Below are 15,200 nucleotides of genomic sequence, written 5' to 3'. Positions count from 1 at the left end.
AACGGTAGCAGCCGCTCAGTGGACGGCGGCAGGCACCGAGACGGCCATGAGCATGTCCACCGGTTCCGCGCCCTCGTTGTGGTAGCCGTGCGGCACGTTGGACTGGAAGGAGGCCGAGGAGCCGGCGGGCACCAGGTGGCCGGCGCCCTCCACGCGCAGGGTCAGCGTGCCCGCGGTGACGTGCACCAGCTCGAACGTGCCGGGCGGGTGCGGGTCGGAGCTGCTGCCCTCCCCCGGCATCAGCCGCCAGCGCCACAGCTCGAGCGGCCCGGGCGCCTGGGCGTCGACCAGCAGGGTGCTGGAGCTGCCGGCCTCGGTGGACCACAGCCGGACGGTCCGCGCGGCGGGGACCACCCGGACCTCGGGGCTCTGGTCGACGTCGAGCAGCGCGCCGATGGTGACGCCGAGGGCGTCGCCGATCTTCACCACCGTGCCCACGCTGGGATTGGTCCTGGCCTGCTCGATCTGGATGAGCATGCCCCTGCTGACGCCTGCCCTGGCCGCGAGGGCGTCCAGGGTGAGGCCGCGTTCGGTGCGCAGCTGCCTGAGCTTGCGGGCGAGGGACTGGGTGAGCTGTTCGAGATCGGTCAAGGACGGCCTCTCCCCCACTCGGTGAGAACAATATTCTGTATGGGCCGTACACTCTGATGGGCTGGCGTCGACGGGTCCGGCCGTTCATCAGACTGCACCACGAAGGACATGCGATGGTATCCCTGGCCCTGGCCACCAGCCTGCTTTGGGGGCTTGCGGACTTCGGCGGCGGCCTGCTGACCCGGCGGATCCCGGCGCTCACGGTGGTGGTCGTCTCGCAGGGTCTCGCCACGGTGGCGCTGGCGGTGATCGTGCTCTCCACGGGCGCGTGGGAGGCCGCGGGCGGACGGCTGTGGTACGCGGTCGCGGCGGGGCTGCTCGGCCCGGTGGTGATGCTCTGCTTCTACCGCGCGCTCGCGCTGGGCCCGATGGGGGTCGTCTCCCCGCTGGTCTCCACGGCGGTCGCGGTGCCCGTCGGCCTGGCGTTGCTGGCCGGCGAGCGCCCGGGCCTCACCCAGTGCCTGGGCATCCTGGTCGCCTTCGCCGGGATCGTGCTCGCGGGCGGGCCGCAGTCCGGCGGTCCCGCGATCCAGCGCAGGACCCTGGGGTACACGCTGTTCTCGGCCTTCGGGTTCGGGGCCATCCTGGCGCTGATCGCCGAGGCGTCCACCACCACCGAGGGCCTGTTCCTGGCCCTGTTCGCGCAGCGGGTGTGCAACCTGCTCGCCGGCGGCGCCGCCCTCTACGCGGGCGCCAGGCGCGGCTCGCCCGCCAGGCCCGAGGGCGGCTGGCGGGTGGTGACCGGCGCCCTGCCCGCGCTGACGTTCGTCGGCTTCGCCGATGTGCTGGCCAACGCCACCTACGTGGTGGCCGCGGGGATCGGCCCGGTCACCGTCGCGGCGGTGCTGGCCTCGCTCTACCCGGTGGTCACGGCCCTCGCGGCGCGCGGCGTGCTGCGGGAGCGGCTGCGCGGGGTGCAGACCGCCGGGGCCGGCCTGGCCATGGCGGGAACCCTGCTGCTCGCCACCGGCTGAGGCCGCCGCGGCGCCCTACCGCGCCGGGTCGTGGGGGCGCAGGGTCCACACCACGGTCAGCTCGGCGGTGACGGCGCCGTCCGCGCGGCTGACGGCGACGGAGACGGGGAACTCCGGGCGCCGCCCGGCGTCCAGTTCGGCGACCACCTCGGCGGCCGGGCGGCCCAGGGTGGCGACCGCGGTGACCTCGCCCTTGGCGAGCTTGCGGTAGGCGATCTCGGCGCGGACGGCCAGCGGGACCGCGCGCGTGAGCTGGTCGCCGAAGGCGGCGAGCACCACCGCGCCGCTCGCCGACTCGGCGAGGGTGAACAGGGCGCCCGCGTGCGGGCCGCCGACGTGGTTGTGGAACTCGGGGCGGTCGGGCAGCACGACCTCGGCGCGCCGCGCGTCGATCGCGCCGAAGGTGAGTCCGAGCGTGCGGACCATCGGGACCGTGGCGGCGAGGAGTTCGCCCGTGGACTGCGAGCCGGGTTCGGTCATGCGCGGATATTACCAACTGGTGTTACTCACCGGTAGCCGACGGGCCCGGCGGCCGTCAGTCGGGGTCGAGGGCGGCGGAGGGCGGGCGCGGCGAGGGGATGCCCCGGCCCTCGGGCACCGGGGCGGCGTCCCCCCGCAGCGCGGCGAGTTCCTCCCCGTGCACCACCCGCGCCGGGAAGGGGTCGCCCGCGGTGCGGCGCGCCAGCTCGGCCAGCGGCAGGGCGCCCTGCGAGGCCAGCAGCACCACGTTGCCGAACCGGCGCCCGCGCAGCAGGGCGGGCTCGGCGATCAGGCAGAGCTCGGCGAAGTGGACGGCGAAGGTCGCCAGTTGGGAGCGGAGGAAGGCGAAGGGCGCGCCGTCGGCCAGATTCGCCGCGTAGACGCCACCGGGCCGCAGGGCGCGCGCCGCGGCGGCCGCGTGGCCCAGGGTGGTGAACCGGGCGGGAATCCGGGCCCCGCCGAAGACGTCGGCCACCAGCACGTCGGCCGCTGCGGGCGGCGCCGCCCGCAGCGCGGCCCCGGCGTCGGCGATCTCCACCTCGATGCCCGAGCCGGGCGGCAGCGGAAGCCGCTCGGCGACCAGCGCGGCCAGCGCGCCGTCCGCCTCCACGACCCGCTGCCGCGAGCCCGGCCTGGTGGCCGCCGCGTAGCGGGGCAGCGTGCAGGCGCCCCCGCCCAGGTGCAGCAGGTCGAGCGGGCGGCCGGGCGGGGCCATGGCGTCGAGCACGTGCGCGAGCCTGCGGACGTACTCGAACTCCAGGTAGGTCGGGTCGTCCAGGTCCACGTACGACTGCGGCGCCCCGTCCACGGTGAGCAGCCAGCCGCGTTCCCGGTCGAGGTCGGGAATGAGGCGGGCGGCGCCGAGGTCGACCGGCCTGCTGCTGGGGAGAGGTTCGCGCACCCGCCCATTGTGACGGCACCGGCCGCGCCGCAGGACCGCGCCCGGTCCCACGCCTCAGGGCGCGGGCCCTCGCCCGCGGGACCGCCGGACTGCGCCCGGGGCGCCACGGCCGGGAGCGATGACTTTCGCCCGCGACCGCGGTCTTCCCGGGTGGCCGACCGCGCACCGCGGCGGCAGAACCGGCAACCGCGGAACCCGCCCGGGGAACCGGCAACCGCGGACCCCGCCCACAGAAGGAGACCGGCATGTCCGAGCAGACCGCCCGCGTGAAGGGCCCCGCCAGCTACTTCCCCTCCATCGAGAAGACGTACGGCCACCCGATCGCCCACTGGCAGGGTCTGATCCGCTCCTCCTCCCTGACCCGGCACTCCGAGCTGGTCGCCTGGCTCAAGGCCGCGCACGGCCTGGGCCACGGCCACGCCAACGCCCTCGTCGCCCACACCCGCGCCGAGGACGCCGCCCGGGGCTGAGGGAGACGCCCCGGCGCCGGGCCGGGCGCCGGGGCCTGGCGGGAGCCCGGCCGGCCGCACGTCTTCCGGCGGCCCTCGGTACGGGTCACCCCGCCGGCTGGCTTAGAGTGATCTCGCTTCACCCTTGTCGCCCGACTGCCACGGGTGGTCACGCCGCGTGAGGCCCAAGCCCCTGCCCCGACACACCTCCCTGGGATGCCGCAGAGTCCATGTCTTGGTTCGAATCGCTGATTCTCGGGCTCGTCCAGGGACTGACGGAGTTCCTGCCCGTCTCCTCGAGTGCGCACCTGCGGCTGACCGCCGTCGCCTTCGACTGGCAGGACCCGGGCGCGGCCTTCACCGCCGTCACGCAGATCGGCACCGAGTCCGCCGTCATCATCTACTTCCGCAAGGACATCGGGCGCATCCTCAGCGCCTGGTTCAGGTCCCTGGGGAACCGGGCGGCCAGGGCCGAACTCGACGCCAGGATGGGCTGGCTGGTCATCGTGGGCTCGATCCCGATCGGCGTGCTCGGCATCACCCTGCAGGACGCCATCGAGGGCCCGTTCCGCGACCTGCGGCTGATCGCCACGACGCTGATCGTGCTCGGCGTGATATTGGGCATCGCCGACCGGCTGGCCCTGCGCGAGGCGATCGGCGGCCGGCACCGGGCGGTGCGGCCGCGCAAGACCATCGAGGACCTCAACATCCGCGACGGCCTGGTCTACGGCCTGTGCCAGGCCATGGCGCTGGTGCCCGGCGTGTCCAGGTCGGGCGCCACCATCACCGGCGGCCTCTTCCTCGGCTACCGGCGGGAGGCGGCGGCGCGCTACTCCTTCCTGCTCGCCATCCCCGCGGTGGTGGCCTCGGGCGCCTACGAGCTCGCCTCGATCGGCGAGGAGGACTCCCACGTCTCCTGGGGCCCGACGATCTTCGCCACGGTCATCGCCTTCGTCGTGGGCTACGCGATCATCGCCTGGTTCATGAAGTGGATCAGCACCCGCAGCTTCATGCCCTTCGTCTGGTACCGGATCGCCCTCGGCCTGCTGCTGTTCGCGCTGATCACCTTCGGCGCCGTGGACCCGCACGCGGGCGAGGACGTCGGCACCGGGGAGCACACGACCTCCCAGGAGCAGTAGGCCGCGCCCGGCGCCCCCGCCACGCCCGGCCGGGCCGCCGCCGCTACGGCTGCCGCAGCGCGGCCCGCACGACGCGTTCGCACAGCTCGTGGGTGGCCAGCGCGTCCCCCGCGTCCAGCGTGCGCCCCCCGCGGACGGCGTCCAGGAAGGCGGCCACGGCCTGCTCGATGCCGCGCTGCCTGGCCACCGGCACCCAGTCCCCGCGGCGGCGGACGCTCGGCTGCCCCTTGTGGTCGGTGATCTCGGCCAGGTTGCGGATCTCCCGCTTGGCGTCCTGGCCCGATATCTCCAGGATTTCCTCGGCCGAGCCCGACAGGTGGTTCATCGCGCCGATCGCCGCGAAGCCGTCGCCCGACAGCTGCAGCACCACGTGGTGCAGCTGCCCGCCCCTGACCCGGCAGGTCACGTCCACCCGGTCCACCGGGCCAGGCGCCAGGAAGCGCAGCGTGTCGGCGACGTGGATGAAGTCGTCGAAGACCATCCGCCGCGGCTCCTCGGGCAGCGCCCTGCGGTGTTTCTGCAGGAGGATCAGGTCCCTGGGGTGCTCCAGGCACTGCGCGTAGGCGGGCGCGAAACGGCGGTTGAAGCCGACGGCCAGGGACACCCCGCGGGCTCGCGCCAGTTCGACCAGGCGCTCGGCCTCGGCCAGCTGCGAGGCCAGCGGCTTGTCGACGTAGGTGGGCACGCCCGCCTCCAGCAGCCTGGCCACGATCCGCGGGTGGACGGGCGTGGGGGCGTGGACGAAGGCCGCGTCGAGGCCGGCGCGCAGCAGCGAGTCCAGCTCGGCGTGGCAGTGCCCGGGCGGTATCCGGTGGGTGCGCGCCGTCCGCTCCAGCGTGGCGGGGCTGCGGGTGTGCAGATGCGGCACGACGCCGGGCTGGGTGGTGAGCACGGGCAGGTACGCCTTGTGGGCGATGTCCCCGAGCCCGATCACGCCGACCTTCACTGTGCTCCTCCGGTGGGGCTGCGCGCAACGTGGGTGCCGCGGGCGCGGGGCCGCGTGGGCGCCGCGCCGCGCGCAGGGCAGGATACGCCGCTCCCCGCCCGGGCCCGCGCGCCGGTGGGGCCGGCAGGTGGGCCCGGCAGGTGGCTCAGCCGGTGGGGCCGTACCTGGCGGCCAGGGCCGTGACGGTGGCGGCCAGGGCGGCGCGCAGCTCGGGCGGGCCGAGCACCTCCGCCTCCGTGCCCAGGCGCAGCAGGTCGGTGACGGCGAGGGCGGTGGACTCCACCGGCAGGGTCACCTCCACCCGGCCCTCGCGGTCCGGCGGGCCGGCCGCGGCGAGGGCGCGGGCCCCGACGGCGCCGAACTGGAGCGGCAGCAGCATCGTGCCACGCGGGGTGAGCCGCAGCCTGGCCTCGGCCCGGTAGCGGGCGGACTCCAGGCGGCGGGCGGACTCGGCCCAGTGGGCCGCCAGGTCGAAGCCGGCCGGGCGCTCGGCGGCCTCGTCGAGCGCCTCGGCGCCGAGCAGCCGGGAGACGCGGTAGGTACGCACCTCCCCGCCGGCGGCGGCCACCAGGTACCAGATGCCGCCCTTGAGCACGAGGCCCAGCGGGTCGAGCTCGCGGCGGGCCTCGCCGCGCCAGCTTCGGTAGTGGACGCGCAGGCGGCGGCCCTCCCAGACGGCGGCGGCCACCAGGGCGAGGTGGGGCACGGGCTCGGCGTCCCTGAACCAGGCCGGGGCGTCGAGGTGGAAGCGCTCCTGGACCCTGAGGACCCGGGCGGAGAGCTCGGCCGGCAGCGCGGCCTGGAGCTTCAGCCGGGCGGCGGCCAGGTCGGAGCCGAGGCCGAGCTCGGCGGCGGCCGAGGGCATTCCCGCCAGCGAGAGGGACTCGGCCTCCTCTCCGGTCAGGCCGGTGAGCCGGGTGCGGTAGCCGTCGAGCAGGCGGTAGCCGCCGCTCGGGCCGCGGTCGGCGACCACCGGCACCCCGGAGGCGGCCAGCGCCTCCACGTCGCGGTACACGGTCCGCACGGAGACCTCCAGCTCGGCGGCGAGCTGCGGGGCGGTCAGCCTGCCGCGGTTCTGCAGCAGCAGGAGGATCTGGAGGAGTCGGTCGGCGCGCACGGTCCCATTCTGCGAAGCTCCCCCGCCGTACCTGACAGAAGGTGTCAGGTACGGCGGGCAGAGTGGTCCCCACGCCCGGGACCGCCCCAGGTCCCGGGCCCGACCAGGCAATGTCCCCGGGGCTTTCCCGGACGTTTCGAGGAGTACCGCATGACCGCGCGCACCGAGGGCACGTTCACGTTCAGCGACTGGCAGGAGGCGTCCCCCGGCGGGGCCACCGAGGGGGCGCGGCTGGCCCACGCGGTCGTCACGAACACCTTCAAGGGCGGCATCGGGGCGGCGGCCACCTCCTGCGTCTACGCCATCTCCTACGCCGCCGACGGGACCGGAACCTTCACCGGCTACGAGCGGCTGACCGAGGCCACCCTCGACGGACGCGCCGGGGCCTTCGTCCTGCGCGAGTGGGGCACCTTCGAGGCGGACTCCACGGTGAGCTGCTCCTTCGAGGTGGTGCCCGGCTCCGGCGAGGGCGAACTCGCCGGGCTGCGCGGCTCGGGCGGCTTCACCTGCCGCCACGGCATGGCGGAGGTGCCCTACACCTTCACCTACGAGCTGGGCTGAGCCCCCGCGGGGCCCGGCCGCTCACCGCTTCAGGTCGGGGATGCGCCAGTCGACCGGCGCATGCCCCTGGGCGGCCAGGGCCTCGTCGATCCGCGTGAACGGCCGGGTGCCCGCGAACTTCTGCGTCGAGAGCGGCGAGGGGTGCGGGCCCTCGACCACCGCGTGCCGCTCCGTGTCGATCAGGCGCAGCTTCTTGCGGGCGTAGGAGCCCCACAGCACGAACACCGCGGGCTTCTCGCGGCCGGCCACCGCGCGGATCACCGCGTCGGTGAACTTCTCCCAGCCCTTGCCCTTGTGCGAGTTGGGCTCGCCGGCGCGGACGGTGAGCACCGCGTTGAGCAGCAGGACCCCCTGGTGGGCCCAGGGCATCAGGTACCCGTTGTCGGGAATGGGGTGGCCGAGCTCGGCGTGCAGCTCCTTGTAGACGTTGCGCAGGGAGGGCGGAATCCGCACGCCGGGGCGCACCGAGAAGCACAGGCCGTGGCCCTGCCCCTCGCCGTGGTAGGGGTCCTGCCCGAGGATCAGCACCTTCACCCGGTCGAACGGCGTGGCCTCCAGGGCGGCGAAGACCTCCTCCCTGGGGGGATACACCGGTCCGCGGGCCCGCTCCTCCTCCACGAACTCCGTGAGCTCCTTGAAGTAGGGCTTGCCGAGCTCCTCGCCGAGGACGTCCTGCCAGGAGTCGGGCAGCATGCCGGTCACGTCGTCAACCTCCGAAGGGGCGTGATCACTTGTCGATCAGAACGTACCGGCTGCCACTGACAGTGCGGGCCCGCGCCGGGTGCGGGCGGTCCGCCGCGCGGGCCCGCGCCGGTGTCAGCCGAGCCCGGCGTTGAGGAAGAGCCCGCCGTCGAGCACCAGCGTCTGCCCGGTGATCCAGCCCGCCGCGTCCGAGGTGAGGAACGCCGCGGCGCCCGCGACGTCCTCGGGGACGCCGAGGCGGCGCAGCGGATACCCGGCGGCGGCCTCGGCCTCGCGGCCCTCGTACAGGGCGGCGGCGAACCTGGTCTTCACCACGGCGGGGGCCAGGGCGTTGACCCGGACCAGCGGGGCCAGTTCGTGGGCCAGCTGCTGGGTGAGGTTGATCAGGGCCGCCTTGGTCAGCCCGTAGGCGCCGATGAAGGGCGAGGCGGTGAGCCCGGCGATGGAGGCGACGTTGAGGATGGTCCCGCCGTGCTCCCGTTGCCAGGCTTCCCACACGCGGCGGGCGAAACCGTGCGCGGCCAGGACGTTGACCTCGAACACCTTGCGGAGCACGCCCGGGTCCAGCTCGGTGAGCGGGGCGAAGACCGGGTTGGTTCCCGCGTTGTTGACGAGGTGGTCCACGCGTCCCCAGGCGGCCATGACCCGTTCGATCACCTCCGCCTGGTGGGCCTCGTCGTGGGCCTTGCCCGCGACGCCGATCGCGCGGTCCTCGCCGATGCCCGCCACGGCCCGGTCGAGGGCGGACGCGTCGCGCCCGGTGAGGCAGACCCGGTCGCCGCGCTCGGCCAGCGCCCTGGCGATGGCGTACCCGATGCCCCGGCTCGCGCCGGTGACCACGGCCACGCGCGGGGCGCCGGGTATCGACTCCCCGGCGGCGTCCTGGGGTTGCGTCGTCATCTTCGGCCTCCCGCTCCGTTCCGCTCTTCCCGCCGGCTCTTCCGTCCCGCTCAGTCGAGCGGCCCGCCGGCCACGTACAGCACCTGCCCGGAGACGAAGCCGGCGTCCTCGCCGGTGAAGAAGGCGATCGCCCCGGCCACGTCCTCGGGGCGGCCCACCCGCCGCACCGGGATGCCCTCGGCCGCGGCCCGCTGGAAGTCCTCGAACTCCATGCCCACCCTGGCGGCGGTGGCGGCGGTCATGTCGGTGGCGATGAAGCCGGGGGCGACGGCGTTGGCGGTGATGCCGAACTTGCCGAGCTCGATGGCCAGGGTCTTCGTGAAGCCCTGCAGTCCGGCCTTGGCCGCCGCGTAGTTGGCCTGGCCGCGGTTGCCGAGGGCGGAGCTGGAGGAGAGGCTGACGATGCGGCCGAAGCCGGCGTCCACCATGTGCTTCTGGCAGGCCCGCGACATCAGGAAGGCCCCGCGCAGGTGGACGGCCATGACGGTGTCCCAGTCCTGATCCGTCATCTTGAACAGCAGGTTGTCGCGCAGCACCCCGGCGTTGTTGACCAGGATCTGCGGCGGGCCGAGCTCCTCGGCGACGCGGGCGACCGCGCCCCGCACCGCCTCCTGGTCGGCGACGTCGCAGCCGACGGCGAGCGCGGTGCCGCCCGCGGCCTCGATGGCGGCCACGGTGCCGGCGCAGGCCGCCTCGTCCAGGTCGAGAACGGCGACCGCGCGTCCCTCGGCGGCCAGCCTGAGGGCGGTGGCCGCGCCGATTCCCCTGGCCGCGCCGGTGACGACGGCAACGCGCTGCTCGGTGGTGGTCATGCTCGCTCTCCTCGGCGTCGGGTCCGGGCGGGGGCCGGCCCCCGCCGGGTGGGCTACCGTCTGGTAACTACCGCGTGGCCGACGCTAGATTCCCCGCCACCCGCTGTCAACGCACCAGGACCCGCAGCAGCCGCTCCAGTTCCCCGTCCGGGTCGGCGGTGAGTCCGGTGTGCACCGGGCCCGGCTGGACGACGGTGCTGCGCGGGGCGACCAGCCACCGGAAACGGCGCCCGGCGTCGTCCTGCGCGGCGGGGCCCGCCCCGGTTCCGCCCGCGCAGACGCACTCGGCGGCGTGCAGGGCGGCGCGCACGCCCCTCTCGTCGGCCGCCGGGTCCAGGGCACGCAGCCTGCCGGCGTCCAGGTGGGTGCGGGCGGCGAGGAAGGACCTGGCCCGGCAGTAGAGGACGACGCCCGCGTTGATGCACTCGCCGCGCTCCATCTGCGGGACGACCCGCAGCAGCGCGTACTCGAAGACGTCGCGGCCGTGCCCCGCCCCGTGCGCGGCGCTCATCGGACGGCCTCCCCTGGGTGCGGGCGGCGGGCGGCGAGCCAGCCGGGCCGGTGGCGCGGGCGGCTGGTGGTGGGCGGTCCGAGGGTGACGCGCTCGTGGATGTCGCGGGCGCGCGCGGCGAGCGTCCGCACGTAGGCGGCGCGGATCTCCTCCGCCCCGGCGAACCCCGGCTCCCCCTCCAGCCAGGCGTCGGGGACCTCGGCGAGTACCTCGGCGAGCAGGCCGGGTTCGACCCGCGGCGCGAGTTCGGCCGCCGCGGCGGCCACGTCGGGGGCGTAGCGGGCGAGCGCGTGGTCGGAGGCGTCGTAGCCGCGGGCGGCGGAGGCGGCGGCCGTCGGCCAGTTGTGGTGCCAGATGAGGGCGGCGCCGTGGTCGATGAGCCACAGATCGCCGTGCCAGACGAGGAGGTTGGGATTGCGCCAGGAGCGGTCCACGTTGTTGACCAGGGCGTCGAACCACACCACGCGGGCCGCCTCGGCCGGGTCCACCTCGTAGGAGAGCGGGTCGAAGCCGAGCGAGCCCGGCAGGAAGTCCATGCCGAGGTTCAGCCCGCCGCTGGCCTTCAGCAGGTCCTGGACGTCCTCGTCGGGCTCGCTCGGCCCGAGGACCGGGTCCAGGGTCATCAGCACCAGCTCCGGCACCCGCAGCCCGAGGCGCCGGGCGAGGCCGCCGCAGATCACCTCGGCCACCAGCGCCTTGCGGCCCTGGCCGGCGCCGGTGAACTTCATGACGTAGGTGCCGAGGTCGTCGGCCTCCACGATCCCGGGCAGTGAGCCGCCCTCCCGCAGGGGGGTCACATAGCGGGTCGCGAGCGTTTCGCGCAGCATTGTCCCAGGCTATACGCCGCTCCGGCCTGGGAATGCACGGTGGGCCGCCGGGCCCTCCGGCCCGGCGGCCCGCCCTGATCTCCTCTGGGGAGTTCCTGGGAGTTCCCGGGGAGTTCGGGCCGACCAGGCCCTCCGCCGTCCTCCCCCACCGAGCAGGGCGTCGATGGCGTGCCGCCCCTTGTCGCCGGCCTCCGGCATGACGTGCGCGGAGAGGAGCTGCTCGACTGCTCCGCGCCGCGAGCCGGCCAGCTACCTGACCGCAGGACAGGGCGGCCTGCCCGTGCTGATGCTGCACGGAACCTACTGGAGCCGTGTCTGGCTCCCCGTGCTGGGCCACCTCGCCGACGCGGGGCTGCGCCCCCTCGCGGTCGACCTTCCCGGACTGGGACGCTCAGGAGGACAACTCACCCCGGAAACAGCCACCGTTCCGGCCCTCGCCGACTGGGTGACACGATTCGCCTCGGCGTTGCACCTCTCCCGCCCTGTCGCCGTGGCAGGCCACGACATCGGTGGCGCCATCGCTCAACACCTCCTCGCCCACGACCGGCTCGACGTGTCCCGGTTCGCCCTGGTCAACTCGGTCCTCTACGATTCCTGGCCCGCGCCCCACGTGGCCCAATTCCGGGACGGGGACACGGGCGAGGGCGTGCTCGCCGCCCGTCGGCAGGCGATCGCGAGGGTGCTGGCCGGGGTCGCCACTGAGTCGTTGATCGCGGAATACGTGGATCCGTGGACCGATGAGCGGGTTCGCCGTTCCTGGACGGCCCTGGCGGGCGCGGCCGACAACCGCTACACCCTTGACCTCGTTCCCGCGCTGATGCGGTCCACCACGCCCAAGCTGCTGATCTGGGGTGAAGACGACCTCCACGAGAAGGTGGAATACGCCGAACGGTTCGCCTCGGAGATGCCCCGCACCACGCTCATCCGCATCCCCCACGCGGATCACATCCCCACGGAGAACGCCCCCGATCACATCGGCCGCGCGCTCGCCGAGTTTTTCGCAGCGTAGAGGTCTTTGCATCCCGTATCGCGATCACGATTCGGCCTTGCGGCCAGGCCGGCCGAGGCGGCAGGCCGGTGAGCCGCACTGCGTCCCGCCCGGTCGTGCGGCATCCGGTTCTCGCGCGGTCGCGGCCGGGGTGGGCCGGCACCGGTGGCGGGGAAGCGGGGCCGGCCTCCTCGTGGCCGCCGCCGCTGTCGTGGCGCCCGGCGCCGCCGCGGCGGTGGGCTGTTGGGGACTGCGCCGCCGCACCCGCTGAACCACCGTGTCGCGTCCGCCCACGCGGCGCCCCAGCCGCCTCTCGCCGGCGCGGCGGGTGACGAAGCCCGCGATCAGTGGGACGCCGGGGAACACGACGACGTTGCGGGCGATCTCCCAGGCGGAGATGTCGAGGTTCTCGCCCTCGCCGAGGCTCAGCCGGCCCGGCAGCAGATCGAGGGAGAACCAGCCCAGCAGCCCGAAGGCCAGGACCTGGAAGACGGCGTTCAGAGCGACCAGGACGGCGGCGGCCTCCCGGCCGCCGCACGCGAGGCCGTTCCGGACGACCACCATGGCGATGCAGTGAGCCAGACCGACGATGATCAGGCCGGTGCGGAACTCCGGCAGGTCGGCCAGGAAGATCCGGGCCAGGGCGAGCATCACCGCAGGCCGTGCCGTCAATCAGCCCGAAGTCCCGCGAGGTGGATGCGGAGGAAACGGCGCCATGGAGCGTCCTCGCCGTCCGGTGCAGCGGCGACCAGTCCTCGCATCGCGACGATCAGGGCTTTGATGTCCTCGGCCGTTACGTCTCGGGCGAGGTACCCCGCGTCGACCGCCTTCCGTGTGAGCCGCAGGACCCGATCCGCTGTCCGCGTGCTCACGGTGTCATCGTCGGCGAGGCGGGCGGCCAGGGCGGACGCGTAGCGGCGCTTCTCCGCGTTGAAGGCTCCGACGAATTCGAGGAATCGTTCGAGTCCGGCGCCGGGGTCCGGGTCCTCAAGTGCAGCAGCGGCGGCCTGGTCGATTTCCTCGGTCAGCAGTCGCGCGACGGCATCCAGGAGGGCGTCCTTGCCTGGGAACCGCCGGTAGATCGTGCCGACGCCCAGTCCGGCGCGGGTCGCGATGGACTCCATGCTCGCCTGCGGCCCCAGCTCGGCGAAGACGGCGCGCGCCGCGTCGATGACGATCGCGTCGTTGCGCAGCGCGTCGCGGCGCGGAGCGCGAGGAGCGGCCGGGGGCTTGGGCTGTCGATTCGGCTGCGAGGTCACGGTCGCCAGTGTACGCAAAGCGGAATGAAGCTTCACCTTCATGTTAAAGTGAATGCAGATTCCGATTTGGAGGGATGGACTGAGCATGAGAACCACGACCGGCTGGCAGAGCCTCGACCCGGCCGGCAACACGCTGACCCGCGTCACCATCGAGCGGCGCGATCTCCGCCCGGACGACATCGCCGTACGGATCGACTACTGCGGCGTCTGCCACAGCGACCTGCACCGCATCCACGGCATGCTTGGCGAGAAGAACCTGGTTCCCGGGCACGAGGCGACAGGCGTCGTCGTCGCCGTCGGCCAGGCGGTCACCGGCTTCGCCGTCGGCGAGCGGGTCGCGATCGGCACGATCATCGACTCGTGCGGCGCATGCGCCATGTGCCAGGCGGGGCAGGAGAACTACTGCTACCACCGCGCGACCACCACCTACGGCGGCACCGATCGCGTCGACGGCACCGTGACCAAGGGTGCCTACAGCCGCGAGTACGTCTTGCGTGCGACGTTCGCGTTCCACCTGCCTGACGGGCTCGACCCGGCCGCCGCAGCACCGCTCATGTGCGCCGGCGCGAGCGTCTGGGAGCCCCTGCGGGCAGCCGGCATCGGCCCGGGCAGCCGCGTCGCCGTCGCCGGACTCGGCGGGCTCGGCCACCTCGCGGTCAAACTCGCCGCCGCGCTCGGCGCCGAGGTCACCGTCCTGAGCCGCAGCGCGGACAAGGAAGCGGACGCCCGTGAACTCGGGGCATCCGACCTGCTCGTAACCACGGACGACACCCAGGTCGCCGCCGCGAGGGGCCGCTTTGACCTCATCCTCGACGTCATTCCGGCCGAGCACGACCTCTCACCGCTGATCGCGATGCTCGACCTGGACGGCACCCTGTGCGTCCTGGGGAACCCGCTACTGACGGGCCCGAGGCTGCTGGAACTCGCAACCGGGCGCAAGAAGCTCACTTCCTCCGGCACGGCAGGACTGCGACAGACCGCGGACATGCTCGAGTTCTGCGCCGCGCACGGGATCACGGCAGATGTCGAAACACTGCCCTCAAGCGAGGTCGAAACCGCTCTGAACCGCCTCGCCGGCGGCGACGTGCGCTACCGGCTCGTACTGGACATGTCCGACCTCGACACGTAGCCGTCCCCCGCGAGGCCAGGGCCCGAAGACGCGGGGCGCGTCCGCGTCCTGGCCTCGCTCCGCCCGCGTGGGGTGATCCACCGGTCAAGTGGAACTCCCCTGGCTCGTCTGGGTGGTCGAGCCGGATGTAGCGATGGCGGCCGGCCTCGTCGCCGCATTGTCCCGCGCGGGCAGCGCCAACCAGCGAATCGGCCGGCTGGGTGCCCCGCCCCCGCGCAGACTGTGGCGAGCCGCAAGCACCCACGCACGGGGCCCCTGACCTGCGGGAATGCCTCGGTCGGAGTCACCGCCGCCCCCGACCGCCTCCTGCGACTGGTCATCGAAGGAATCCGGGCGGCCGACGGCAACGCGGCAAGCGGCCAGGCGACCGGCTGATCCCGCATGGCCGGGACTCGGTGGCCACGTGGGTGCGGCGCCGCTGTGGTCACTCGGAGCCCCGGCTGCCGCCTTCCGCCTCCTCCCGCCAGCGGACGGCGGCGCGCCGGGAGGCGACGGTGTTCGTGTGGCCGGCTCCGTGCACCCGTTCCATGTCGAGCGCGAGCCGTTCGAACGCCTCGGCCGCACCGGCCGCGTCCCCCGCCCTGCCGCGCAGGTTGGCCAGGTTGTGCCGCGTGGTGAGGACCTGCGGGTGGTCTTCGCCCAGCGCCCGCACCCGCGCGGCGAGCAACTGCTCGGAGACGTCCACGGCGCCGGCCAGGTCCCCGATCTCGCTCAGGTAGTGGGCCCGGTGCCGGAGCGCCGTGGTGTCGGGGTGTTCCTCGCGCAACACCCGATCCCGCCTGTCCAGTTCCCGCTCCGCCTGCGCGAAGGGTCCCGCCGGCGTGAAGCGGTTGCTCAGCGCTCTCTTCGCCCCCACCGCAACAAGCGCGGCCCCCACCGCCGCAACCGTCCACGTGATCGCCCGTCTCCACGAC

General features: G+C 74.0%; 18 protein-coding genes and 1 pseudogene. 6 read left to right on the top strand and 13 right to left on the bottom strand.

Annotated features, from left to right (window positions below; translation table 11 throughout):
• Positions 1-15: 15 nt before the first annotated feature.
• On the bottom strand, positions 16-591 hold the full coding sequence (locus D7294_RS06870; protein WP_120676624.1) for a helix-turn-helix domain-containing protein: 576 nt from the start codon (positions 589-591) through the stop codon (positions 16-18).
• A 113-nt stretch (positions 592-704) separates the two neighbouring features.
• Between D7294_RS06870 and D7294_RS06865 the strand changes: the two genes are divergently transcribed.
• On the top strand, positions 705-1,565 hold the full coding sequence (locus D7294_RS06865; RefSeq protein WP_120676622.1) for an EamA family transporter: 861 nt from the start codon (positions 705-707) through the stop codon (positions 1,563-1,565).
• 15 nt (positions 1,566-1,580) lie between these two features.
• Here the strand turns inward: D7294_RS06865 and D7294_RS06860 are convergent, their stop codons facing one another.
• Both D7294_RS06860 and D7294_RS06855 read right to left on the bottom strand, forming a co-directional pair.
• A complete protein-coding gene (locus D7294_RS06860) occupies positions 1,581-2,045 on the bottom strand; it encodes a DUF4442 domain-containing protein (protein WP_120676619.1) in 465 nt (154 codons plus the stop codon).
• 55 nt (positions 2,046-2,100) lie between these two features.
• Positions 2,101-2,946 (bottom strand): spermidine synthase, encoded by an 846-nt coding sequence (locus tag D7294_RS06855; protein ID WP_120676617.1) that lies wholly within the window; start codon positions 2,944-2,946, stop codon positions 2,101-2,103.
• 245 nt (positions 2,947-3,191) lie between these two features.
• Here D7294_RS06855 and D7294_RS06850 point away from each other — a divergent pair, with 245 nt between their 5' ends.
• The gene (locus D7294_RS06850) at positions 3,192-3,416 is read left to right on the top strand and encodes a DUF4287 domain-containing protein (RefSeq protein ID WP_120676615.1); all 225 of its coding nucleotides are present in this window, start codon (positions 3,192-3,194) and stop codon (positions 3,414-3,416) included.
• Between the two features lie 209 nt (positions 3,417-3,625).
• Entirely contained in the window at positions 3,626-4,534 is a 909-nt protein-coding gene (locus D7294_RS06845; RefSeq protein WP_120676613.1) for an undecaprenyl-diphosphate phosphatase, read from the top strand.
• 43 nt (positions 4,535-4,577) lie between these two features.
• Here the strand turns inward: D7294_RS06845 and D7294_RS06840 are convergent, their stop codons facing one another.
• Together D7294_RS06840 and D7294_RS06835 are read right to left on the bottom strand one after the other, a co-directional pair.
• Positions 4,578-5,480: a Gfo/Idh/MocA family protein gene (locus tag D7294_RS06840; protein ID WP_120676611.1), complete on the bottom strand. Its 903-nt coding sequence runs from the start codon at positions 5,478-5,480 to the stop codon at positions 4,578-4,580.
• Positions 5,481-5,625: 145 nt separating this feature from the next.
• Complete coding sequence (locus tag D7294_RS06835; RefSeq protein WP_120676609.1) at positions 5,626-6,597, bottom strand: helix-turn-helix transcriptional regulator; 972 nt, start codon at positions 6,595-6,597, stop codon at positions 5,626-5,628.
• Between the two features lie 150 nt (positions 6,598-6,747).
• Between D7294_RS06835 and D7294_RS06830 the strand changes: the two genes are divergently transcribed.
• Entirely contained in the window at positions 6,748-7,158 is a 411-nt protein-coding gene (locus D7294_RS06830; protein ID WP_120676607.1) for a DUF3224 domain-containing protein, read from the top strand.
• A 21-nt stretch (positions 7,159-7,179) separates the two neighbouring features.
• Here D7294_RS06830 and ung read toward each other — a convergent pair whose 3' ends face one another.
• From ung to D7294_RS06805, 5 genes are all read right to left on the bottom strand, one after another.
• Positions 7,180-7,851 (bottom strand): uracil-DNA glycosylase, encoded by a 672-nt coding sequence (gene ung, locus D7294_RS06825; RefSeq protein WP_120677101.1) that lies wholly within the window; start codon positions 7,849-7,851, stop codon positions 7,180-7,182.
• Positions 7,852-7,974: 123 nt separating this feature from the next.
• A complete protein-coding gene (locus D7294_RS06820; RefSeq protein WP_120676605.1) occupies positions 7,975-8,760 on the bottom strand; it encodes an SDR family oxidoreductase in 786 nt (261 codons plus the stop codon).
• A gap of 50 nt (positions 8,761-8,810) precedes the next feature.
• Positions 8,811-9,572, bottom strand: coding sequence for a 3-oxoacyl-ACP reductase FabG (gene fabG / locus D7294_RS06815; protein WP_120676603.1), 762 nt, complete (start codon positions 9,570-9,572; stop codon positions 8,811-8,813).
• 106 nt (positions 9,573-9,678) lie between these two features.
• A complete protein-coding gene (locus tag D7294_RS32920) occupies positions 9,679-10,083 on the bottom strand; it encodes a DUF3037 domain-containing protein (RefSeq protein WP_120676601.1) in 405 nt (134 codons plus the stop codon).
• The gene (locus D7294_RS06805) at positions 10,080-10,910 is read right to left on the bottom strand and encodes a HipA family kinase (RefSeq protein ID WP_120676599.1); all 831 of its coding nucleotides are present in this window, start codon (positions 10,908-10,910) and stop codon (positions 10,080-10,082) included. The genes D7294_RS32920 and D7294_RS06805 overlap by 4 nt, the downstream gene beginning before the upstream one ends.
• A 286-nt stretch (positions 10,911-11,196) precedes the next feature.
• Here D7294_RS06805 and D7294_RS06800 point away from each other — a divergent pair, with 286 nt between their 5' ends.
• Positions 11,197-11,919 carry an alpha/beta fold hydrolase gene (locus D7294_RS06800; RefSeq protein WP_241562190.1) on the top strand — a complete coding sequence of 241 codons (723 nt, stop codon included), beginning with the start codon at positions 11,197-11,199 and terminating at the stop codon, positions 11,917-11,919.
• Between the two features lie 276 nt (positions 11,920-12,195).
• Here D7294_RS06800 and D7294_RS06795 read toward each other — a convergent pair.
• A pseudogene (locus D7294_RS06795) lies at positions 12,196-12,558 on the bottom strand (arsenic resistance protein); the annotation flags it as partial.
• A gap of 8 nt (positions 12,559-12,566) precedes the next feature.
• Positions 12,567-13,157, bottom strand: a complete 591-nt coding sequence (locus D7294_RS06790; RefSeq protein ID WP_241562161.1) for a TetR/AcrR family transcriptional regulator — start codon at positions 13,155-13,157, stop codon at positions 12,567-12,569.
• 85 nt (positions 13,158-13,242) lie between these two features.
• Here D7294_RS06790 and D7294_RS06785 point away from each other — a divergent pair, with 85 nt between their 5' ends.
• Positions 13,243-14,286, top strand: a complete 1,044-nt coding sequence (locus D7294_RS06785; protein WP_120676595.1) for an NAD(P)-dependent alcohol dehydrogenase — start codon at positions 13,243-13,245, stop codon at positions 14,284-14,286.
• A 424-nt stretch (positions 14,287-14,710) separates the two neighbouring features.
• Here D7294_RS06785 and D7294_RS06780 read toward each other — a convergent pair whose 3' ends face one another.
• Positions 14,711-15,142 (bottom strand): tetratricopeptide repeat protein, encoded by a 432-nt coding sequence (locus tag D7294_RS06780; protein WP_241562160.1) that lies wholly within the window; start codon positions 15,140-15,142, stop codon positions 14,711-14,713.
• Positions 15,143-15,200 lie beyond the last annotated feature (58 nt).

It is taken from the genome of Streptomyces hoynatensis, assembly GCF_003626535.1.
GTDB lineage: Bacteria > Actinomycetota > Actinomycetes > Streptomycetales > Streptomycetaceae > Streptomyces > Streptomyces hoynatensis.
Note: the sequence above shows the minus strand (reverse complement) of the source record. Positions and strands in the feature narration are given on the sequence as shown.